Source organism: Paenibacillus wuxiensis, assembly GCF_040195695.1.
Taxonomy (GTDB): Bacteria; Bacillota; Bacilli; order Paenibacillales; family Paenibacillaceae; genus Paenibacillus_B; species Paenibacillus_B suaedae.
In genome coordinates, this window is sequence record NZ_JBEFZI010000012.1 from 1 (window position 1) to 23,869 (window position 23,869).

At 43.5% G+C, this 23,869-nt stretch carries 13 protein-coding genes and 2 pseudogenes; 11 read left to right on the top strand and 4 right to left on the bottom strand.

The window, feature by feature from the left end; genetic code table 11:
* The 3 genes from ABN764_RS24270 to ABN764_RS24280 all read left to right on the top strand — a co-directional run.
* Positions 1–1,709: condensation domain-containing protein (locus tag ABN764_RS24270; protein WP_446673344.1), on the top strand; the 1,709-nt coding region annotated here is incomplete at its 5' end.
* 293 nt (positions 1,710–2,002) lie between these two features.
* Positions 2,003–2,245, top strand: coding sequence for a stalk domain-containing protein (locus tag ABN764_RS24275; protein ID WP_446673345.1), 243 nt, complete (start codon positions 2,003–2,005; stop codon positions 2,243–2,245).
* Positions 2,232–2,789: a copper amine oxidase N-terminal domain-containing protein gene (locus tag ABN764_RS24280; RefSeq protein WP_446673346.1), complete on the top strand. Its 558-nt coding sequence runs from the start codon at positions 2,232–2,234 to the stop codon at positions 2,787–2,789. The genes ABN764_RS24275 and ABN764_RS24280 overlap by 14 nt, the downstream gene beginning before the upstream one ends.
* 119 nt (positions 2,790–2,908) lie before the next feature.
* Here ABN764_RS24280 and ABN764_RS24285 read toward each other — a convergent pair.
* The 3 genes and pseudogenes from ABN764_RS24285 to ABN764_RS24295 form a co-directional block, all read right to left on the bottom strand.
* Positions 2,909–3,210: pseudogene (locus ABN764_RS24285) on the bottom strand (IS3 family transposase); the annotation flags it as partial.
* A gap of 120 nt (positions 3,211–3,330) precedes the next feature.
* The gene (locus ABN764_RS24290) at positions 3,331–3,696 is read right to left on the bottom strand and encodes a hypothetical protein (protein ID WP_446673431.1); all 366 of its coding nucleotides are present in this window, start codon (positions 3,694–3,696) and stop codon (positions 3,331–3,333) included.
* Positions 3,692–4,153 (bottom strand): MerR family transcriptional regulator, encoded by a 462-nt coding sequence (locus tag ABN764_RS24295; protein WP_446673347.1) that lies wholly within the window; start codon positions 4,151–4,153, stop codon positions 3,692–3,694. Before ABN764_RS24295 ends, ABN764_RS24290 begins: the two co-directional genes overlap by 5 nt.
* A gap of 263 nt (positions 4,154–4,416) precedes the next feature.
* Between ABN764_RS24295 and ABN764_RS24300 the strand changes: the two genes are divergently transcribed.
* The 3 genes from ABN764_RS24300 (at position 4,417) to ABN764_RS24310 (ending at position 6,168) form a co-directional block, all read left to right on the top strand.
* On the top strand, positions 4,417–4,755 hold the full coding sequence (locus ABN764_RS24300) for a PH domain-containing protein (protein ID WP_446673348.1): 339 nt from the start codon (positions 4,417–4,419) through the stop codon (positions 4,753–4,755).
* A gap of 197 nt (positions 4,756–4,952) precedes the next feature.
* The gene (locus tag ABN764_RS24305; protein ID WP_446673349.1) at positions 4,953–5,417 is read left to right on the top strand and encodes a hypothetical protein; all 465 of its coding nucleotides are present in this window, start codon (positions 4,953–4,955) and stop codon (positions 5,415–5,417) included.
* A gap of 217 nt (positions 5,418–5,634) precedes the next feature.
* Positions 5,635–6,168 carry a hypothetical protein gene (locus ABN764_RS24310; protein ID WP_446673350.1) on the top strand — a complete coding sequence of 178 codons (534 nt, stop codon included), beginning with the start codon at positions 5,635–5,637 and terminating at the stop codon, positions 6,166–6,168.
* 179 nt (positions 6,169–6,347) lie between these two features.
* On the opposite strand, the pseudogene ABN764_RS24315 reads toward ABN764_RS24310, so the two are convergent.
* Positions 6,348–6,671, bottom strand: a pseudogene (locus tag ABN764_RS24315) (IS66 family transposase); the annotation flags it as partial.
* A gap of 1,572 nt (positions 6,672–8,243) precedes the next feature.
* On the opposite strand from ABN764_RS24315, the gene sbnA reads away from it, so the two are divergent.
* The 5 genes from sbnA to ABN764_RS24340 all read left to right on the top strand — a co-directional run bounded on the left by sbnA (position 8,244) and on the right by ABN764_RS24340 (position 23,859).
* Complete coding sequence (gene sbnA / locus ABN764_RS24320; RefSeq protein WP_268626154.1) at positions 8,244–9,209, top strand: 2,3-diaminopropionate biosynthesis protein SbnA; 966 nt, start codon at positions 8,244–8,246, stop codon at positions 9,207–9,209.
* 629 nt (positions 9,210–9,838) lie between these two features.
* Positions 9,839–10,366, top strand: a complete 528-nt coding sequence (locus ABN764_RS24325; protein WP_251489138.1) for a sterol desaturase family protein — start codon at positions 9,839–9,841, stop codon at positions 10,364–10,366.
* 85 nt (positions 10,367–10,451) lie between these two features.
* Complete coding sequence (locus ABN764_RS24330; RefSeq protein ID WP_446673351.1) at positions 10,452–15,032, top strand: non-ribosomal peptide synthetase; 4,581 nt, start codon at positions 10,452–10,454, stop codon at positions 15,030–15,032.
* 75 nt (positions 15,033–15,107) lie between these two features.
* On the top strand, positions 15,108–16,484 hold the full coding sequence (locus tag ABN764_RS24335; protein WP_446673352.1) for an aminotransferase class I/II-fold pyridoxal phosphate-dependent enzyme: 1,377 nt from the start codon (positions 15,108–15,110) through the stop codon (positions 16,482–16,484).
* Between the two features lie 25 nt (positions 16,485–16,509).
* Positions 16,510–23,859: a non-ribosomal peptide synthetase gene (locus ABN764_RS24340; RefSeq protein WP_446673353.1), complete on the top strand. Its 7,350-nt coding sequence runs from the start codon at positions 16,510–16,512 to the stop codon at positions 23,857–23,859.
* Positions 23,860–23,869: the final 10 nt, after the last annotated feature.

The following is a 23,869-nucleotide window of genomic DNA, read 5'->3' on the forward strand; positions in this document are numbered from 1 at the left end:
TGATCCCGTCGTATTTCGTGGAGCTTGAGCGCCTGCCTCTGACGCCGAACGGGAAAATCGACCGGAAGGCGCTGCCGACGCCGGAATGGGGAGCAAACGCAGGCCGCGAATACGAGGCGCCGCGCACCGAACTGGAGGCGAAACTGGTCGCCATCTGGCAGGACGTGCTCGGGCCGGTCACGATTGGCGTAACGGACAACTTCTTCGACCTCGGCGGGCACTCCCTGCGGGCGACGACGCTGGTCAGCAAGGTGCACAAGGAGCTGAGCGTGGACCTGCCATTGCGCGATGTCTTCCGGCACTCGACTATCGAAGCGATGGCCGAAGCGATCAGCCAATTGGAGCGGCAGGAATACCTCTCCATTCCGGTTCTAGATAAGAGGGATCACTATCCGCTTTCCTCCGTACAAAAACGGCTGTACATCCAGCAGAAGATGGAAGGCGCCGAGCTTAGCTACAACATGTCCGGCATGACGGTTCTCGTCGGGCGCTTGGAGCGGAATCAATTCGAGGCGGCGCTCAAAGGATTGATCGCTCGTCACGAAATTTTGCGAACCGGCTTCGAAATGGTCGATGGCATACCGGTACAACGGATTTATCCGGACATGAAGTTCGCCGTCGAGTATACGAAAGCGACGGAAAGTGAAACGAAGAGCATCGCAGCCGGCTTTGTGCGCGTCTTTGATTTGGAGCGGCCGCCGCTACTGCGTGTGGGCTTAGTCGAATGGGAAGCGGAACGGCATCTGCTCATGCTGGACATTCATCATATCGTCACGGATGGCATGTCGATGGGCATCTTCGTCGAAGAGCTGCTGCGACTGTATAACGGCGAGAATCTGGAACCGCTTCGGATCCAATACAAGGAATTCGCCGCTTGGCAGCAGTCCGAACCTGTAAAAGAGCGGCTGAAACGTCAGGAAGCCTACTGGCTGGACGTGTTGGAAGGAAAACTGCCGACGCTTGAACTGCCTACGGACTTTGTCAGACCTGCCGTTCGCAGCTTTGAGGGAGATGTGCTGCCTTTCAACATCGACAAGCAGATGACCGACTGCTTGCAGCGCATCGCCGATGAGAACGGTGGCACCCTTTATATGGTGTTATCGGCGGTCTATTCAATGCTGCTCAGCAAGTACTCGGGACAAGAAGACTTCATTGTTGGCACGCCGGTTTCAGGCCGCACACATGCCGACCTGGAGCCGCTCATCGGAATGTTTGTCAACACTTTGGCGATTCGCCATTATCCGTCCGGGGAGAAGACGTTCCTCGCTTACTTGAACGAAGTCAAAGAAACGATGCTGGGGGCCTACGATCACCAGGATTATCCGTTCGAGGAGCTTGTGAAAAAGCTGCAGGTTCCGCGAGATCAAAGCCGCAATCCTGTATTTGATGTCGTGTTTGCTCTGGAAACCAAGGAAGATAACGTTCAAAACTTCGGGGATATCAAGATCGAATCTTATCCGGAAACACATACGGTTTCCCAATTTGATCTAACCTTGGTCATTTCGTTGCTGGATGAGGGAATGAACGGGCAGTTTGAATATGCCACCAAGTTGTTCACACGCAATCTGATCGACATTTTCGCTCAGGACCTGCTCGTAATCATCTCTCAAATTTGCGAACAGCCTTCGGTGCTGTTGAAGGATATTTCCCTGAACGGGCAATCCGAACAGGAGCAAGATGTGCTAGAGGCCATTGATATTATTTTCTAATCCCTTACCCGGCTTGGGTGTATGCCGTATTTCTCTCGGTACGCATCCTGCCGGGTGTTTTCTTCCAAATGAAAGTGAAAAATCCACCACAGGAATCTGCCGTCAAGTGCCGCCGAGTAACAATTTCAATTTAATGGAAAATAAACAAAAATACTTTTTCCATATTTTTATTCTGCAACATTATCTATAAGATAGCGTCTATCTAACTGAAGAAGAGTGTATCGCAAGCTATTTTCGACGACAAGAATTGAGCTAGGGTCAAGAATATAATGGAACCGTGGAAGGAAACATCTATGAAAAAAACAATAATCGCACTAACACTTTCTTTAGTGTTTACTTTACTAATCGGTAATCCAACAATAAGCTTTGCCAATAATTTTTCGAATACGGTCGACAATGGAAAAGTTGAGAATGGACGAGTGCTGATTCCATTACGTGCTGTTTCAGAGAGATTCAATTCAGAAGTGATCTGGAACCAGGCAAAAAAAAAGCATTACGATTATTCATGGCAATCGAGAGCTATTGCTGCATGTTAATTCTCGCACTGCTTTATTAAATAACGCTGCTTTCAAACTTGATGTGCCAGCAAAAATTGATAAGGGAACAACTTATGTACCAGTTCGTGTTTTTGCTGAAGCTTTTGGCGGAACAGCGCTGTGGTTCGAACAAGAACGAAAAGCAACCATTATGATCGGACTGCAACAGGTCTTTATCCTTACAGAGTCGCTCAAGCCTTTGAGAATGAGTCAGGAGAGAACAAACGTGCTTAATACAAAGTTAAATGAAGCTACCGATCTCTCAAGCTATTCGCAAATTCGAACATATTTCAGACCTTTTTTCACGGACTCATTTATAAACAAGATTATTCACAGTAAAGGAATTAAAAATAACGCTATACTAACAAAAAAGGCCGATATTACCTACGACAGCACCACAGCGGCGAGAATGCATCAATCAGCTTATTTTGAAAGTGATCCTATCAATCTTGAGCTCGTTGATCGTTATGTATTTTATAAGTTTGTTGATAACCAATGGAAGGTAGAAGATGTGAACGTGGGCAGACAAATAATTGAGCCATAGTACGGATTAGCAGTTCATTGATCCTCTGTTTGTATATTTTCGAATCTAAATCTGTTAGGATAAATTTTCTTGCAAAAGGTTTTAGCTGATTCTAGGACAAGTTCTTTTGGAAGCGTTCAAATTTTTTCAGTTTTAAGATGTGAAAAGAACGATTCAATGCATGCATTGTCAAGCAGTTTCCACGTCTAGAATGACTGCCTAGTATTCCCATCCTTGTGAGCTTGTTGCTCGTGATTGAGGAGATCCTGAATCGCGGATAGATTAACAAAGCGATCACCTGCCCGAAAATAGGTAATGTCGGTTACCAATTTACGCAAAGGGGCTTCTTCATAATCCGATAAACACGCTCATGGTTGACATGAATCCCTTCGCGTTTCAAAGCAACAGTCACACGCAGATAGCCAAAGTACGGATGTAGTCGTTATAAGGCCATTATATGTTCTTCTGGTGACTGCTCTTGCAACCTGCGAAAATTCGGTTCTGAAATCTTATTACGCCACTTATAATAATCTGCACGTGATACTTCAGCCAATTGTAAGAGTCAACCCAGGTATACCTCACTCTCATCTCCTCGATGCTTCAAACTTTTACTGGTTTGTGATGATTGACCTCCTTTAATGACCCTTAGACGGATGAGCAGAAGTGACACGATCATCCACGCAGCAAACCGGATCTTAGATTTCTCGCTTTGAAATGACAGGATAATGAATACGATGCCGAAAACCAGATTCTCAGCGGTGATAATGTGCCAGACATACGTAAATGTTATCCTTGTATCCAAGTCCATATCATTCACTAAGAGCGTCGGCAGTACAGCGGATTGCCCGTTCCATGCGTGCGTAACCGCAAAAAGTATTGCAAGAGTGCCGGCAATCAAACAATAATAATTCTTAATTCTTACGTCAATCACAATCCTCCTTAGTTATTTCTGGTTCCTTCTTGTGAAGATCCCGGTAAATCTCCCGAACGGACACTGCCAGCTGCTGGTCACTTTCATGATTAAAGTCTCTTAGCGTGTTAACTGCTATGTCGAGCAATTGACCGACCTTTTCAAGATGTGCGATTTTCTTGCGTGTTTCAGCTTTCTTGGCATCAAGAAATTCAGCGACCTCATGGCAATAAGCAGGATCTACACTCTGCATTCTATGGAACTGAAACTTCCCCTTGATTTCTTCTAGAGAAAAGTCCGCATACTGCATGATTTGAATATTCATCAAATCGACGATGCCTTCCCTAGAATACCTGCGATAAGAATTGTGTCCCCGAGACGGCGATACGATTCCAATACGGTCATAATACCGGAGCATATCCTTAGGGATACCAAGTATCCGTGAAACCTCTTTTATAAAATATTGTTTTTCCATAAATTCAAAATAACATTGGATTAGATTCCAATGTCAATCGTTTTTTACTATCTTTTTGCATGCGGTATCCATGCAACTATGCTGCCCGCTACTTCAATAAAAAAATTAACAACACAGTTTAACAAAGCCTATTTAAAGAAGTAATGAAATAAGAAAGGTAATGGGTTACAATTCCAAATAAGGACTTGAATAAGGGCAACGTTAAACGCAATTCCTGATGAAAGACTATAAAAAACGACAAAACTTAGTAAGGGATGATCATCTTGAAGCATAACGATCAATTTACAGTATACGAAGGGCAGGCCAACTACATTATTAGCAATATGGAACATGCCGTAGGGAAGTTACAGATAACGGAAGAAAGTATCAAATTTAATTCATACAAAGTGACTATGATCCAAGAATCCTTTGAAATAAGAAGAACAGATATCAAAAAAGTTGAGAAGAAAAAAACGATGTACATAATGCAAAACAAACTAAAGATTTATTTGAAGAGCGGTAAGAACTATACAATAACAACATGGGAACAAGAAAAAATATATAACCTACTAACTGAAGACGATAAAGGTAAAGAACAGTTGAAAGAATATCAGGGAAGTTAAGAACTGCGTATAACAACATATTCGCGCTGCGGGGGCTTTTAGCCCTTGGTTGTCAGATGCTGAAAAGTAGAAGAATATTCAGACAACACACGGCCCGACCTAAGATAAGAGCTATCAAAGGTCGGGTGTCGCGTCGTAGATACGAGGACGTTATATGAAATATCTATATTTATTTAAGTAAAAGGAAGGGACTTGCAATGGAGGGATATACTGAAATATCATTTTATTTACCGTTTTTTGATTTGATTGATGATACAGATGAGGCATCTAGTTTTGAAAAATTAATTAGACAATTCAATATCAAACTCGATATAACGGAATTATATAATAAATATTTATCATATGGCGAAGGAACTTATAGTGTTGGCAAGGGGGATGTTCTTGTATTTTTTAAGAGAAATGATAAGGAAAGTTTTATATTAATAGATTTGTTTCATGATTTTACCGATCAGCATAATATGGTGAAATTAGGAGTACGCAGTTCAATCGAAAATTTTGGGGCAATAAAGGATCTATTATATAGTATTTACACAAGGGCAGAAATTAAAAGTAAAATAAATGAAAGTATTGATTTGCTGAAACAGGAGATATCAGAGTATCCCATAGAGATTCGATATGGAGATCTAACGTACATAAAAAACATCTCTTTTGATACTATTTAAGCATTTTAAAGAAGGCAGATACATCATTTAACACCATGTTCACGCATCGGGGGAACAAGACCCCTTGGTCTGCCCGAAGTATATACAACGGAGTAGATCTGGCAGACACCCCTGCGAGAAAAGTGCATCGCACCCAGTCGCTGCGCTTCTTTAAGTCTCTCGGGCTCGTGACCACAAAAATGATATCCACCATAACCCTAAATATTGGAGCTGAATCATGGAAGAAGAAATAAAGCAAATCAGAAATAAGCAATCAAATATTTTGTTTTTTTTCATGTTATCGATCGGATTGATAGGCTCATTAACAATTCTACTTCAGAATATTTATCGTTGGACCATTGTGGATATTTTCACACCTTTTATTGCAATATTCATCGAGATGATAGGTTATCTAGTTTTTATAGTTTGCTCATTGATAGTTTTTGTGTATTTTGTGATAAGTAAACCATGCCAAAGAGCAAGAAACGGGATACCAATCCTGATTAATATTGTTGTTATTATACTAATATTCATTATTCCTTTTACTTCAATAACAGTAAATCTTGATTATCGTTTCAATAAGTCGGAACGTGAAGAAGTTGTGAAATTGGTATTAGATGGTTCGTTGAAACCTAACTTATCTTTCAATGCAGCATTAATACGTCTACCTGACAAATATGAGAAATTGTCCAAAGGCGGTGGTGAGATAATTGTCGAAGGAAGTGGACAGGATACTCAAATTCTTTTTTTTTACTTATCGTGGTGTAGTTGATAATTTCGCTGGATTTATATATACCGCCAATGGAAGTAGACCGGATGAAATGTTATTTGGAGATTTTATTCAAGTAAAGAAATTCGATAAGAATTGGTATTGGGTAAGCGCTACGTAGAAGTGGACTTCATATAACATCATGTTCACGCATCGGAGGACAAGCCCCCTCGATCCGCAGAAGTAACTGAAGCTAACTCAATCGCGTAACCGTCCACATGAAGATGGCCGCGAAAGTTGGACAAGTAGTTTCGTGGATGCCCGCCTCCACGTGTTGTCAGGTAGTCGTACAGCACAATAGGCGGATCTTGCCGTCCTGTTCGATACAACCACAAGTACGACTGTGTCTCTGCCGACTTACCCGGCTCGCGCAGTACCTGGAGTGTCGTTTCATCCGCATGTAAAATGTCTTGCTCCAACAAATGCACACGCATACGTTCTGCAAGCGGCGTAAGATACTGTTCAGCCCCATAGATCATCCAATTCGCAAGTGTCTGCCGCGAGATCGTCAAGTACTGTAGGGCTTAGCACTTTGTTTTGCCGAGAAGGGGTTCCTTTCTGAAGCTGCTATCTATTTTAAGCAATTGTTTGAGAAGCATACAGATACAATCTTTAAAAATGGCGTTGCTAATTAGATTAAAAAAAATTCCTTATTTATTGATATGGGCTGGAAAAGAACTGTCTATGGATATTTCAAAGTCATCAAGGAAAACCTATTACATATCGGGATATCAGGTGCGAAATTAATAGTTCCTCTCGATACAGCAAAGGATTATATTTTTATAGGCTGTGTTCAACTTACTGACGAAACTGGTGCTATGATGTATCCTGCGGTTGGAAAGTTTATGGAGAAGAATGAAGATTTTCAAACTCTAATTGATCGAAGTTTGGTGAACGTATCAATCACAATCAATTGGTTTTGATTGCACTGTTAGGAAAATGAATTGAACGGTGTACCTGTCGGAGATCAGATCACAGGCATTTTGAGGGACGCATTTCCGGATTTTCTAATAGTGGTCGTGAAAGACAGAGACACTATTCGTTCATGATATTATTGAATATCCCATTTTTATTGGTAGTTGACTTATGAGGGATATTATGTTATTTTTTGTTATGTATTTTTAATTAGATTAGATAGACCATGTCAGAGATAGGACTTAACTTTTGAAGTAAAATACTTAATCGTTGTTAAGGCACGTTAAGTGTTTAATTGCAAACTATGTTATATGTAGTGCGAGTGAATTCGCGCGAACGGGCGAAGCTATGCTCGTTGGCGATTTTTGAGCTTTGATGCTTAATGTATAAGAGAAAAGAGTTGAAACTTAATAATTCATTTAGAAGTAGAACTAGGCATCGATTGTTGGTCATGAACTAACAGTTTAATCCTGGTTTTTTTGCGTTAATGGACTATTTTCACAGATCTTCAGATATTACGAGGGAGGCATTTGGTAGAGAAGACAATCTGACGAACGGTCTTCTTTTTTTATTTTGGGCTTGAATTTGCCCATCAAAAGTTGGAGAACATGGAGGAAGGCGGACTACATGCCGTCTTGAATAATGATACTGAAGTAGTTAGCGGATCGATCAATGTAATCATTTCAGGCATTATTTCTTTGGTGACATCGATATGTTGTTTTGTTTATCTTGGGATGCTTAATCTTTATGCTTGCTTATTTCCATTTCAGTCACGGTTTTCCGATGTTAATGTGGTAGGCGAGTTGCTATTCACCGTCGTCATAGGGGCTGTAGTCTTTTATTTCCGGTTATGTTTCCAAACTTACTTTCTTCCACGATTTAAACATATGTCTTTGTATTTCTGTACATGACGGGGCCGGTCAATGGGATTTTGAACGCATATCCGACATTGTTGCGGTGTCGCATTTTATGGAACTGTATAAAGGTGCTTTCTGCTGAAATAAAGCAGCTTCAGGCTAATGAAAGGTGGGGAATCACCGTGTTTTGGATAATTCGTTGGAATTATCCATACAAAATGTTGGGTATGTTTATGACTCAAACTGTTAACATATATCCAAGTTTATTTGTGATCATTCAAGTATCTCTAGAAAGGGGAACTAGCCTTGATTCAAAATAATATTTTAAATCTTGTAGGAAATACACCCTTATTGAAACTTACGATGTCAGAGCTTAAGCAGCTCAATATATTCGCAAAGCTGGAGATGTTTAATCCAACGGGAAGTGTGAAAGATCGAGCAGCGTCCTATATCCTTAAAAAATTGCTAGAAGATGGAACTATAAACAAAGACACAGTTATCATTGAGTCTTCTTCTGGTAATTTTGGACTTGCTCTCTCGGCGGCTTGTCGTTGGTTAGGATTAAAGTTTTATTGTGTGATTGATAAAAATACAATGCCTGACAATGAGTTGTTGATCTCTGCATTAAGCGATAAAGTATTCAAAATCACGGAACCAGATGAGTATGGGGGATATCTTCTGAATCGGATCAAAAAAGTAAAAGAGTTGGTAGAAACTATTCCCAACTCTTATTGGATCAACCAGTATGAGAACCCGCTAAATGCCGAGGCTTATTATCATACACTGGCTAGTGAACTAATAGAGTCTGTAACAAAGATTGATTATGTATTCATGGGGGTGAGTTCAGGGGGGACGATAACTGGGGTTTCTAACCGTATTAAAGAGTATTTTCCTGAATCGCGAATTATAGCTGTTGATATTTATGGTTCGGTAATTTTCGGGTCACAACCTAAAAAAAGGAGTATTCCGGGAATTGGATCTAGCAAGTACCCATTGATACTTAATAAGGCCAAAATTGATGATCATGTAATGGTTAGTGAGTTGGAGACGGTTAATATGTGCCAGCGTTTGCTAAAGGAATATTTTATTTTGGCAGGGGGGTCTTCGGGGTCTGTAATGTCAGCTATCTTAAAGTACTTCACACAAAATTTACCCGACCGCGAAATCAATGTAGTTACAGTTTTCCCGGATCGTGGAGATCGGTATACAAGCACTATCTACAACCCGGATTGGAAATTGACTAGTGAGAAGGAGATTGAACATGTTATCTAAATGAGAAGGCTGTTATAAGCATAGGAATGGAACTTCTCAATCAATTGGAATTATTGGGGCAGGCACGATGGCAAAAGGTTAGCAGCCGACTGAACACTTCCTCTATCACAAAAAGAATTCTTCCAATCGAACAACATCAGGCATTGAACGGGACAGAAATCAAAAGCTCATCTACCTTTTTTCTCACTTTCGTCAGAAGCTTAAAACCAAAGCGATTCACATATGCTCATTTCTCGCTAGTTGACTATATGCTTCGAGAATGGATACGGTCCGGATAAAAAGGTAAGCCCCCATAGCAATCAATGCCACAGATGCCACACAAATAGGGTAATAATTTACTAATTCTCCTGATGGACTATCAATACAGGAGCAAATACTTCGCCCATCATCATGCACAAGTAGCTTTGTCAAAGAAGAGAAGTATTGTTAACCAGGAAAAGGGTTCTGCTCTGAACCAAGTCCCCTACGTTCCAGCTTGAATATGCTGTAGATTCGTCCAGACAAGCTACTGCTGTACGAATGCTTGATCAATATCTCGAAATTCTCAAGCGGGATTTGTGTATTATTCCCAGGGCGTCTCGATGATTTTGTCTTTTGAAGTTATCCATAAAAAATGGAGGATGATGACAATGGTGTTAGTGATTGTGAAAGTTATTGCATACTTCTTCCTTTGGACGCTGTACTCGTACAGTGTACATCGGCTAGCACATATTCCCCATAAGAAAAATTTCTTATATAAAATTCATATCGTACATCACCGTGTCAAATATGGGGATTCGAATTGGCCCGAGTTTTCAAATTATTTCTTCTGGTTCGGAAGTTTTAAGGCTTCGCTGGATATTTGGCTTACTCTGACGTTACCCTTAATTGTCCTCGTCTTCATCGACCCGGTTCCAGGGGGCATATTGTTAGGATTTCATTATGTTTATGAAGTGTTTTTGGCTGGCAAGGTAGTCGATCACAATCCAAGGATAAGGGGTATCATCACCCGATGGCTGTCGATCGGCGCCTACCATTTAAAGCATCATGATCTATATAAGTGCAATTACTCTTTTTTCATTACCTTGTGGGACCATATCTTTCAAACAACCGACAAGAAATTTTTGGGGGTACGAGGTGCGAAGGGGAGAAGAGAAAATCTTGATGAGAGATACTGACCAAAAAAACATTCCAGACGTTATATTCTAGAAATTAACCGGCAGGAACTCGCGCCTATTCTGATAAGGAAAGGTTTGAATATTCGTGATCATACCTCATTATGCTGATTATCATTATCCGCTAAGTCATCCTCAGAAGAGAATCTGGTATACCGAAAAACTATATCCCAATACTAATATTCATCATATTTGTGGTATCGCAAATATCTATGGACAGATAGACACGGATATGTTGATGCAGTCGATTCGGTCGGTCATCGCTGGCAATCAGGTATTTCGGTTAGTCATCTCAGAGGAAGATGACGACCCCATGCAGACCGTATCCAAGGATGGTAAGCACAGGCTGCAGTTTACGGATTTTAGCACAAAAGCCAACCCACAACAAGTGTGGGATCAATGGTTGCAAAATCAACTTCGTCTGCCGCTTTCGCTAGATGGACAACAACCCCTTTATCGATTTGAAGTGTACCGGCTAGATGAGAAACATTACGGTATTTTTGCCAAGATACATCATTTGATTTTTGACGGCTGGTCGCTTCCGCTCCTGACGGCAGAGATTTGCAACCATTATGAGCGGTTATTTCGCGGCGAGGATGATGCGATACAGGAAGATCAAACGTATTTACAGTTGATAAATCAAGAACAGAAATATGCACAATCTCCTCGTTTTGCGAAGGACCGTGCTTATTGGTACGAAAAGTTTCAGACGATTCCTGAGCCTGTTTTTCATATGGGCTCCGACCGACTTGAAGCGCAGCGGGCATCCTATGCACTGGACAGGGAAATCACTTCGTCCATACATGATTGGACACAAAAATATAACTGTTCACTGAACGATTATTTTGTTCTATTAATGAACCTCTACATATTCAAAATGTATGGTCAGACAGATGTAACGATAGGTTTGCCTGTATACAACCGTTCCGGTCCAGCAGATAAACAAACTATTGGCATGTATACAAGCACAATGCCCGTACCGTTCCATATTCAACCGGAGGCTGCGGTGTTGGAGCTGTTATCCGCTGTCAAGCGCGAAATTCGCACCGGTTATGTTCACCAGAAGTATCCGTTCGACTTGTTGATGCAGGATTTACAGTTGAAGAAAAGAGGCTACGAATCCTTGTTCCAACTGTCGGTCAATTATTATCCATTTGTACCGAGCAATCAATTACTTGATCAGCCATTCGAGGTCATACAATTGCATTCGGGCTATCAACAGCTTCCATTGCAGTTGGTGATAAAGGAATGGGCAGAAGGAGAGTTGATGCTGGAATTTGATTATCGATGCGCCATATTCAGCAAACAGGATATAGATCTAATGTTTGATAGAATAATGAGGATTGCTACGCAAATCATGAATCATCCGCAACTGATGATTCAGCAAATTTCTCTTTTATCGGAAGACGAGCGGTATAGGTTGTTGGTTGAATTTAACGATACAACGCAATCGTATCCCGCAAACCACAATGTTGTGGAGCTGTTTGAACAACAAGTGCAATTAACGCCGGAACGCATAGCTATCAGTATGTATACCAAGACATGGAACTATCAGGAACTGCATCGGCAGGTTCTGCGACTAAGTGTACGCTTGCGGCAGCTCGGCATAGGTTCCGGGCACAAGGTGGGTGTGTACGGAACGCATTCGATGGAGCTGGTGGCCGGATTGCTGGCTATTTTGAAAGTCGGAGCTGCCTATGTGCCTATCGATCATGCATATCCAAGCCGACGTATTAATGATATTTTGCAAGATAGCACCCTAAACTGTATGGTACTGAATCGGGACCTGCCAACGGATGTGGATTACAGCGGGACTATTCTTTGGCCGGAGCAACAGGATGAAGATGACGCAGCAGTTTGGAACATTACCGGACCGTCGGCAGGTCCGAGTGAACTTGCTTATATGATTTATACTTCCGGTTCAACCGGCAAGCCGAAGGGCGTTATGATCGAACACAGCAATCTGACGAATTACATCTGGTGGGCTCATAAGGTTTACGTGCGGCAAACACCGGAAGTCTTCGCTTTATATTCTTCATTGTCATTTGATTTGACGGTTACGTCTATCTTTACACCGTTAATAGGTGGGCATGAGCTTAGAATTTATAGTGAATCAGACCATGGTTTTGTATTGTATGATATCTTGCGAGATAACAAGGTTACTGTACTGAAACTGACGCCTGCGCATTTGTCTTTACTACGTGAGCAATCGTATACACAGAGCTCTATACGCACCCTGATCGTAGGCGGTGAGAATCTGAACACCTCAATCGCCAAGGAAATAAATGATTGCTTCGGTGCAAATATTCATATTTATAATGAATACGGTCCGACGGAAGCTACGGTAGGCTGTATGATTCATAAATATGACCCCCTAGAGGATACTGATGTTTCTGTACCGATCGGCAAGCCGGCGGCTAATGTACAGTTGTATGTGCTGGATGAGCATTTGCAGCCTGTACCGACAGGCTGCATTGGAGAATTGTTCATATCAGGTGAAGGAGTGGCAAGAGGTTACTGGAACCGGGAGCAATTGTCGGAAGCAGCCTTTGTACCAAATCCGTTTCTTTCGCAGCAAAAGATGTATCGGACAGGCGATTTGGTCCGTTTTACGGAACGCAATCATCTGGAATACATGGGCCGCAAAGACCGTCAGGTCAAATTGAATGGGTACCGTATTGAAATAGGTGAAATCGAAACGGCATTATTGGAAATTGATGAAATTTCCAATGCAGCCGTGCTGGGATACCGGATGAACGATGCGGAGCATACCGATCAACAGACAGTAAATGTAGGTAAGAGTGACCAACGAAGTAAGCTTTGCGCCTATCTGGTAATGAAAACGCCTGTAGAACTGGCAATGATCAAAACAAAACTTGCCGCCAAGTTGCCGTTGTATATGATTCCACAGCTAATTGAAGTGAACGAAATCCCGTTAACGATTAATGGTAAAATCGATTTTTCCAAATTACCAGTGCCGATAATGGAGCTAGAAGTATCAGTGGAGTCAAACAAGGACGAGCTTCAGTATCTGTATTCAGTGGAACAACAGTTGTTAACCGACACGCTGCAACAGCTTTTGAATATTCCGGTTGTACGATTGGAGCACGAGTTTTTTCAATTAGGTGGCGATTCCATTAAGGCGATTCAGCTATCTTCCAGAATGAAAACAGCAGGATATGTCCTAAAGGTCAACGATATTCTGACATATTCGCGAATCGGTGATATGGTGGCTTACCTTGTCAAAGATAGAGGCGCAGACCAGGAAGATCGTCATCGAATAGCGGAGGGGGTCTTGAAGCGTTCTCCCATACACGAATGGTTTTTTGATCAGCAATTGACTCAGCAGGATTATTATCATCAATCGGTACTATTGTCGCTGGATGCCTCGGTTACATTGGAAATGATAGAATCGGGCCTGCAAGCGCTAATTGTTCATCATGACAGTTTGAGATTAAATCTGAATGATGATCGTGTTCTTTTTTATAATCCTGTTCATCTGGATCTTCCTCTTCAAGTGCAACAACTGGATTTGTCGTCCTTGTCGTATGATCAGCAGCTGGAAAGGATCGAAGCGGCGGGCAGTACATTAAAATCGTCATTTGACTTGCAGTCTGATCTGCTGTTCAAGGCGATTTTTTTTGAACTCGGGAGTCAAGGCGCAAGGTTGCTGCTAACAGCACATCACCTAGTAGTTGATGGTATTTCTTGGCGTATCTTACTGGAGGACTTGATTACCATCTTAACGGCAAAGAAAGACGGTCATGAAGCTGTACTGCCAGCTAAAACATCATCCTACCAGCAATGGACAGAGGAATTGGAACACTATGCTGCTTCGTTGACTTCCACAAGCATATCTTACTGGACCGAAATATTTGATGACTGGAGTGGAGGAAACGCACCGAACATCCGAGCGGTGGAAAATCGCCACACAGCTACCGTGACCAAACGGTTAAGCGCAGATTGGACGAGTCAATGGCTGCTTCGCGCCAATTCCGCGTATCACACGGAACCAGTTGATCTGCTAATTATCGCACTAGCACAGGTAGTGCAACAACTGGATACTGGTTCTTGCATTCTGCTGGAGCTGGAGGGGCATGGAAGAGAGAGGTTTAGCGAGGCTGTGGATGTATCTCGAACGGTAGGCTGGTTCACAAGCATTTTCCCAGTTCGGATTGAACTGCCTGCCGCTGATCTAGAGCAGCAGATCAAACTAGTCAAAGAACAGCTACGCAGTGTGCCGAATAAAGGTTTCGATTATTTGATAAGTCGGCATTTACAGCCTTCATCCATTCTTTCCATGTTAGAATCACCAATCGGGCAGATGATCCGATTTAATTATCTTGGTGATTTTGTTGCCTTGTCCGCTCCTGGTCTGTTTGCACTGGCGGAAGAACAAACCGGTCATAATAATGGGCTGTTCAATGCCTTTTCGGTCCGACTGGATGTTAATGCGATGACGATTGGAGGCCAGCTTCGCCTTTCAGTGACTTACGTAAAAGAACACTTTACTACGGAAGCGATGGATCAGCTAATTCATGCCTGGCATGACCAGTTGATTGCCATTATCACACACTGCACAGCCCGGCAGTCGGCAACATATACGCCCTCTGATTTTGAGACGATCGGGCTGGACCAAGCAGAGCTGGATTCTTTGTTTATAGACTGATTAAATTTGTATATAGAAAGGAATACTTCCATGTCAAACAACTCGTACTACAAGGATAAATTTGAGAATCTGGAAATGTACCAACGCTTGATTCAGTATTGGAGTATTTTGTTTGATAGACGTGAATCAATGAACATATTGGATAATATGAACTTTAATGTTCATCTCTTTCCAGAAATTTTCACCATGGACGAAATTTCTGCTTTGCATCAGATAGAGCCGGGTTACACATCTCCCGACGGTTATACCGAGATGAATGCGTTGATCCGTAGACTGGAGCTGGCAAGACTGTTACAGAATGCCCCCCAGCGGGCGGATATTAGCCACAGGCTGGTAGAGAAAGCCGGTATAGGCTGCGGGAACGGCTGCACCAATGTGATGAACGGTGTTATTAATTCAATTTTGAAATTAAAACAGGTTGAAAAAGGGCTGGAGCATCCGGAAGTGATTCTGATTTTGCCCAACTATACGGTCTATGCAGCCCAACTGTCGAATCTGAACGACAAGGCAACCTCTAAATACGTATATACGCAACGAGAGAATAATTATCTGCCCACCAGTTGCGAGATTCGTAATGCGATTACACCCTCTACAGTCGCGGTAATCATCACCTACCCTAACAATCCTGCCCAATCTACCTATGAGGGCGAGAATGTAAGGGAGTTGCAGCAGATCGTAGAATTATGCCAGGCCAATGAGATTTTCTTGGTGGTAGATAATATCTACCAGGACTTGATCTTCCCTAAAAGCCGCGGCTTTACAGAAATTTTTAATCTGACGGATAAGCTTGATTACGTGATTAAAGTATATGGTTGTTCCAAAGATACACCGTTTTATTCCGGTTTCCGTACGGGATACTGGTTTGGTGATCCGCGGATTGACGAGAAATACAAATATTTTATTTCATCGATGGAAAATAGCATGAATACCCACTCGTTGGTCTATTTTGCGCTCAATCTGTATTTCAAATATAAGCTGCTTACCGGAGAAGAACCGGCGCTGGAGGATATGAAATTATTTGACCAGGGATTATTCGGCTGGAGTCAGAATGTGGATGAACATCTATTGTTTAAAAAAATGCAGGAGCTTAAGCTGTTTGCGAAATATCAATCCCGCATTCAGCTTTCGGATAACATACAGGCCGATGCGCTTCGACGTGTGACCGAGTATGTGAAAGGATCGAAAGTATTTGTAGATTATACCAATCAACAGATTGGCAATGTATTCTTCATTAAAGTGAATCCCGAGTATCGGTTTGACAATGATGATGAATTCTTCAAGAAGCTGTTTTATGAAGTGAACTGTGGCATTCTTCCCGGCAATGTATTTGGTATTTTGCAACGGCCTGATGAAATTTGGTTCCGTATTACTCTGATTCATGACCGTGTGGACAATATTATCCGCTATCTAAGCAAGATCGAAGACGTTTTTGCCCATTCAGCAATTATTTAATCATGCAAACATACGGGAGGTCAGTATGGCCCAAAAGGTAAACAATCCGAACATTGAAGATATTATTGCGCTGTCGCCTACACAGGAAGGCATTTTGTTTCATTGTTTAAAAGAACCAGAGGTGCCGCTCTATTTGAGTCAAGTGGCATTGCATATTACCGGTGAACTGGATGCAGAAATATTGCAGAAGGCGCTGAATTGGATGGCAGTGGATAATGACTGTCTTCGCTCTGTCATTCGCTGGGAGAATTTAAGTCAGCCTGTTCAAATCGTATTAAAGCAGCAAAAGTTGATCCTGAGCCAAGAGGATCTGTCCACCTTGTCTCCGGCCGATACAGAAACCAGGTTGAGTGAAATTAGACGTCGTGAGCAGAATAACGGCTTCGATCTCACAAAAGGTCCGCTGCTGAGGACTGTATTGTGCAAGAAAGATGCGAATAGCTATACCATTCTATTGCAATTTCATCACATTATACTGGATGGCTGGTCATTGGGGCTGTTTTTGAGTGAATGGCTGCAAACCTATGAATTGCTACTACATGATCAACATGTAACCCGCAGCAGTAAGCCTGCCTATAAGGCGTACATCAAATGGCTGCAACAATATGATCATGAGCAGGCTCGCCAATTTTGGCAGACCGAATTGGAATCTTTAAGCTCGTATACGAAACTGCCGTATGCGCAGCAGACGAGAACACAAGGTGGCGACATTCATAAGGTAGAAATCGATCTTCATAGCATTTTTCCTCAAGTAGAGGAATTCTCGAGAGCGTATAGCGTATCGGCCAGTTCTATAATGAATGCTGCTTGGGCACTTCTCTTGCAACGGTACAACGATAGTAATGAGGTCGTGTATGGCCTGACCGTTTCAGGCCGCCCGGATGTACTTCCTCAGGTGGAGCGGATGATAGGTTTGTTCATCAATACCATTCCTGTCATTGTGAGTGAAGCTGGTGATTTGTCGAGAATTGATTATATTCGACACATACATAATAAGCTAATTCACTATAAAAAGTCCGAAAATCTACCTCTAAGCGATATTCAAAGTATTTCCCGGATGAAAGGCACGGAGACGTTATTTAACCATATTCTGGTATTTGAAAACTACCCTCTGGATATGCAATTGCTGCAGGGCTCTTTTAGCAGCTTCAACATTATCGGATATGAAGAAGCCGAGGTTAATCATTACGATATGACCGTATCCTTCCTGCTGGCTGGAAGGCCGATGCTGAAGCTGGAATATCATTCTGATCTGTTCGAACAATGGATCGTACACAAGATGGGAGAGCATTTTATTTCGATATTGCAACAATTCATGAATCAGGCTGAACTGCCGGTTGCTGGAGTGGAGCTATTGACGGAAGTTGAGAAACAACAACTGCTGGTGGAGTTCAACCAGACGGACCGAATGGACCTGAAGCAGGACAAAACCGTATATCAATTTTTTGTTGAGCAGTCTCAAGCCACGCCCGAATATACGGCTGTGGTCTTTCAAGAAAGCAGGCTGACTTATTGTGAGCTGGCCCAACAGGCAGAGCGGCTGGCTGGTTTTTTGCGTGATCGGGGAGCAGGCGAGGGCAGGATTATCGCTTTGCTGATGGACTGGTCGACTGATTTGATTACCGCCATTATGGGAGTGCTTGGTTCGGGGAGTGCTTATTTGCCGATTGATCCAAGTTATCCGGAGGAACGTATTCGTTATATTGTCGAAAGTAGCAAGGTTAGCATTATTGTAACCATGGAGCAGTACCAGGAGGTTGCTGCTGCGATGGTTAGGTCTACAGTAGTGCTGGAGCAGGGTGACTGCCGGCTAGTTGAGAATACTGCCGCCGGTCAATCAGTTGGAGCAGATCATGAGGGCGTTGATTTTCCACTGGCGTATGTCATTTATACATCTGGTTCAACTGGTACGCCCAAAGGTGTAATGATTGATCAGCGTTCTTTCACTGAATTTATATTATGGACGCTAGAAGAATATGACCATACCCCAGGCTATCAGGTGCTGTTGTCCAATTCCTACGCATTTGACAGTTCCATTCAGCAGATTTTCTCGCCGCTTGTTTCAGGTGGAACACTGCACTTGCTTCATCCGGACGTACGCAAGAATGCCGACCAGTATATGGACTATTTGCAGAAACACCGGATTAACAGTATTGATGAAATACCAGTGCTGATGAATATGCTGGTGGAGCAAGCAGAAGAACGGAGCGAGCGACCTGTATTGCCTGATCTGACCTCATTGTCTCTGGGCAGCGAATATGTGCCGATCAGTCTGGTGCGCAAATGTCGCGAGATATTGAATCCTACCGGGAAAATTATTAACGGTTACGGCCCTGCGGAGACAACGGTAGAAACAAGCACCTATCATTTTGACGGTAATTCTGAGCATGAGATTTCATTGATAGGCAAACCGCGTTCTAATCTAAAAATATATATAGTGGACCGGAACAACCGCCTGTGCCCGATCGGCATTCCCGGTGAAATTTGTGTTAGCGGCACAGGGCTGTCGCGCGGATATTTGGGCCAGCCGGAACTCACAGCCGAACGCTTCATTCCGAATCCGTTCAGCGATATTCCTGGAGATAAAATGTACAAAACCGGTGATGTGGGCCAGTGGCAAAAAGACGGCAATTTACAGTACCTCGGTCGTGTGGATAATCAGGTTAAAATCCGTGGTTATCGGGTAGAGATCGGAGAAATTGAAGAAGCATTGCTACAGCACCCGCAAATTCAGGATGCAGTAGTCGTGCTGCAGGGAAAAGCTCTGAATAACCCTGTATTATGCGCTTTTCTTAAATCTCGAACAGAGCCATCAACAGCGGAATTGCGGCAGTTCTTAGCGGATAAGCTGCCGAGTTATATGATCCCCTCCTTTTACCAATACAGTGAAGCCTATCCGTTATCACCGAACGGTAAAATTAATCGCAAAGCATTGGAAAACACTGAAATTGTTCGCACGGGTGAAGACTACAGCGAACCGCGTCATGAATTGGATCAGAAGCTGGTTGATATCTGGAAGAATGTGCTGAACCTCTCCCATGTTGGGATTCAGTCCAACTTTTTTGAACTTGGCGGAAATTCAATTCAGATTATGCGGCTGTACAACCTGCTAAAAAAAGAACTGCCTGAAATAAAACTAGAAATCAGTGATCTGTTTTCCTACAACACTATTGCTCAACTGGCAGATTATATTATGCAGCCAGCTGATGACATTCTTTCGGCACCCAAGAATAAAGATCGTTTGGAACAATCTGTGCAACCGGGCGAGGGTAAGGAAACTTCGAAGGCCGGGCAGGATATTGCCATCATTGGTATCGGAATCCACCTGCCTGAAATAGATGGTCCGGACCAATTCTGGGATATGCTAGTGAACGGTCAAACGACCATCAGGGAAATTCCCTCATCCAGAAAATTGCTGGACCCTACCGGTCATAGGGATAAAAATTATTTGCGCTACGGTTATCTTGAAGGGATCGATGAATTTGACCCGCAGTTTTTCGGTATTTCACCAAAACTGGCAAAATCAATGGACCCTAACCAACGTATCATGTTGGAAACGGCCTACCATACGCTAGAAGATGCTGGTTATACACGCGAAGAACTGCATAATCGTCCGGTTGGTGTTTTTATGGCAGGAATAATTCCGACGTATTATCAACACCTGGATCTAAAAATAGATGAGTTAATGTCAAGCAATTTGCCTGCTAATCTGGCGGGAAGATTATCGTACCATTTCGGTTTCAATGGCCCTTCCATGGTGATTGAAACGGCTTGTTCGTCATCGTTGACAGCGGTGCATACAGCAGTACAGGCTTTACGAAACGGAGAGTGTGAGCTGGCACTTGCCGGCGGCATCCATCTGGATATTGAGCCGATTGAGCGTGAACTTGCTATGGAATCTAATATTGTTTCACCTAGCGAGTGCTGTCGGGCATTCAGCGAACAGGCGGACGGAACAATCGGTGGAGAGGGCAGCGTATGTATTCTTCTGAAGCCATTGGAGCAAGCGGTACGTCATAACGATCGTGTATATGCAGTTATTAAAGGCAGCGCTATTACTCAAGACGGTGCAAGATCGAACGGCATCACTGCCCCAAGTCCTGATGCCCAGGCTGAAACCTTATTAAAAGCTTGGAGCAACGCTAATATTGATCCAACAACGATCTCTTATATCGAAGCGCACGGAACAGGAACCCGGTTGGGCGATCCGATTGAAATTAAAGGAATTCAAAAAGCATTTATGCAGTATACGGATCGTAAGCAGTTCATCCGACTCGGTTCGCTCAAGTCCAATGTAGGCCACCTTGACAGCGCGGCGGGATTGGCTGGACTAGTCAAGACGGCGCTGAGTTTGCAGCATAATGAGTTGCCAGCTTCACTCCATGCCACACCGCTAAATTCGTTAATTCCATTTGAACAGACACCTGTCCTTGTAAACGGTGCATTAAGTTCTTGGCAGTCAGTCGCTGGAGAGCCGCTTCGTGCCGGTGTGAGTTCATTTGGGCTGAGTGGTACGAATGTGCATATAATTCTGGAGAAATTCGAACCTCAATCGGTGTTGGACGGTTCACAGAATGGACCTGATCCGGATCAAGTGCAGCAGATCGCGTATCTGTTCACCGTATCAGGTTCAACTCCTGCAATTGTACAACGAAAGATAGACGGACTGCGGCAGCATCTTATGCATAATCATCAAGCTGCCCTTGCGGATATAAGCTATACGTTGAACTGCCGGCGCAGTCAGGATAATTATCGGTTCGCTGTGGTCGCTCATACTCGAAAGGAACTCATCGAACGGCTGGAACAGGCTGCTGAAATTCACGCCCGCCATGGACAAACAGAGGCAAGGGCCAGTCTGTGGCTGCAAGATTATATTCCGGGTGCGGAGCGGCTTTACGATCAATTAGTCCTGACAGGCTGGATAAACCGTGAGCAACGAGCGCAATACGATGAGTATATTGCTGCTTCAAGTGATGACCCGCAGCTTCGTGCCAGAGCGATCTATGCTTCGTTTCTGTACGCTATCGTCAGTCTATTGCAGGCAACAGGACTGAACTATGAGCTGAGTGGAATCGGCATTGGAGCAGAGGTCTCTAATGTTATGCAGAATAAAGGAACACTGGCAAATGTTACAGATGCCGCGTTGCATACGAGCTTAGCACAATACAATACGAATATGAATGAACAGCAATGGTTTGCACATAGAGGCATCCTGCTGACTGCAGGCGCAATGCCCATTCATCAGCTTCTTGACACAGCATCCCAATCCGCCGAGGGTTCGTCCATCCCTCCCCAGCAATGGGAAGCAGATGTGTTCGGTTTCACACAGGGGGATCTCCAGTTGCTGACGGTACTGTCACATCTGTACAAAGCAGGCTGGAACCTTGATTTGACACCAATTCAGACGGGCAATGTTGTTTCCTTGCCTGTCTATCCATTCGAACGCAAATCATACTGGTTCGATATGAACACGACAAAGCGCAAAGCGCTTGAAGTTCGTCATCAAGAACAACAGGAAACAGGTGCCGTAACCAGTGAACTGCTGCATCGGCTGTATTGGAAACCGACTCAGCTTCAGCGTGAGCGCAAGCATTTATTACAGGGCGTCTTGCTGATAGTTGGCGAACACTCTGACTGGCAGGAACAACTGGCAAATAAATTCCGCGGTGAGGGCATGGATGTTGTACAAATGTATTACGGCCCTCAATATCGTCAGTTAGAGCGGCAGGTCTATGAAGTGAATATAAATGAAGAAGATCAAATCGCCGACGTATTGAAGCAATTAAGGGACAACGGCCAAATTGTCAATACATGCATTCATATCTCATCCAGTCAACCGTTGCAGGATCGGATGGTTACCGACAGGAAGCAGTTGTCTGCGGTGGTTGACGGGATACTCGCACCTGCATGGTATTTGACGAGGCAGCTTGCGCTGCATACGGCCGCCACACCGGCGCGGTTGTTCCATATTACTAGAAATGCGGACAAGGTTGGATCTGAAGACGCCATTGTTGACCCGCTGCAAAGTTTTATCGTATCTCTAAATCGCAGCGCCAATCATGAATATCCGTTACTGGAGTCGCGTTGTATTGACCTGGAAGCGTCGGAGTGGGCGAAGGATGTCTCATTACAGCATATTTATAACGAAGTATGCTGGCATGATGAAACGAAAGAAGTGGCCTACCGGCATGCCACTCGTTATGTTCGGTATTTGAATGAATCTGTTCCTTCTAAGACAAAGCGGGAGTTGTTTCGCAATGATGGTGTCTACTTGGTTACAGGCGGAACCGGAGGCATAGCGACAGAAATATGCCGTGAGATCGCAAGCAAATATCGTGCCACTTTCGTGCTGCTGGGACGTACCCGCGAAGAGAATATGAGCCAGCGTCAGCTTGCCGATATTCGTGCCCTGGCGGAGCTAGGCGCTGATGTACAGTATTTTGCGGTTAATATTGCAGAACGCAATGAGTTGGAGTCAACCGTTGAGCGAATCTCCACCCAATACGGCAACGTCGACGGGGTTATTCATGCAGCAGGTGTACTAGGGAAGCGGGTTTCGCTGCAAGAGGCAAGTATGGAAGATTATCAGGATGTATATGAAGCTAAAGTCTATGGGACGGTACTTCTGGATATGCTGCTGCGTGAACATATGGTTGATTTTTTTATGACCTTCTCCTCTGTAGACGCTATATTGTCAGAGAAAAATCTGGGACCCTATACTAGTGCTAATCATTTTATGGATCAATATGCGTTGCAACAAAGACAGCTTGGCCGGCAGTTTATTTCTATTCAGTGGGGAGGATGGCAATTTACCGGGATGGGAAGCAAGAACGAAGAGCTGCAGTCCTCCCATATTCATGAAATTGCCCGTTTATCTCCACTTATTCTGGGTTATGACCGCAAGCAGGGGATTGGGGCATTTTGGACGATTACCGGTGCGCGGTCCAGTCATTTAATGGTGACTGGATTGGATGAGCAGGATTTGCAGGCGCTGGACAAGCAGGCGTATTTCAAACTGGAGCCCGATCTTAGGAAAAGGATGAATGCCTCATCTGCCAAACCATCCATAGCGGATATCAGCCTAGAGAGTATTGAGTCTACGGTTGCGCGTGTCTGGACCGAAATGTTGGAGATGGAGCAGGCTCCAGATGTGAACGAGAATTATTTCTCTATCGGTGGCGATTCGATTCTTGGAATTGATATTACTGTGCAGTTGTCGCAAATCTATCAGTTGCAGCTAGATGCGAACACGCTATTCCGCTATGATACGATTCGGTCATTAAGTAGATTTATCCATGAACAACTCCAAGATGCTAAGCCGGCATCCAAAATTCGGTCTTCCATTCCGAAAGCTGTTCCGATGAATCAGGAATAAGAAACTGCAT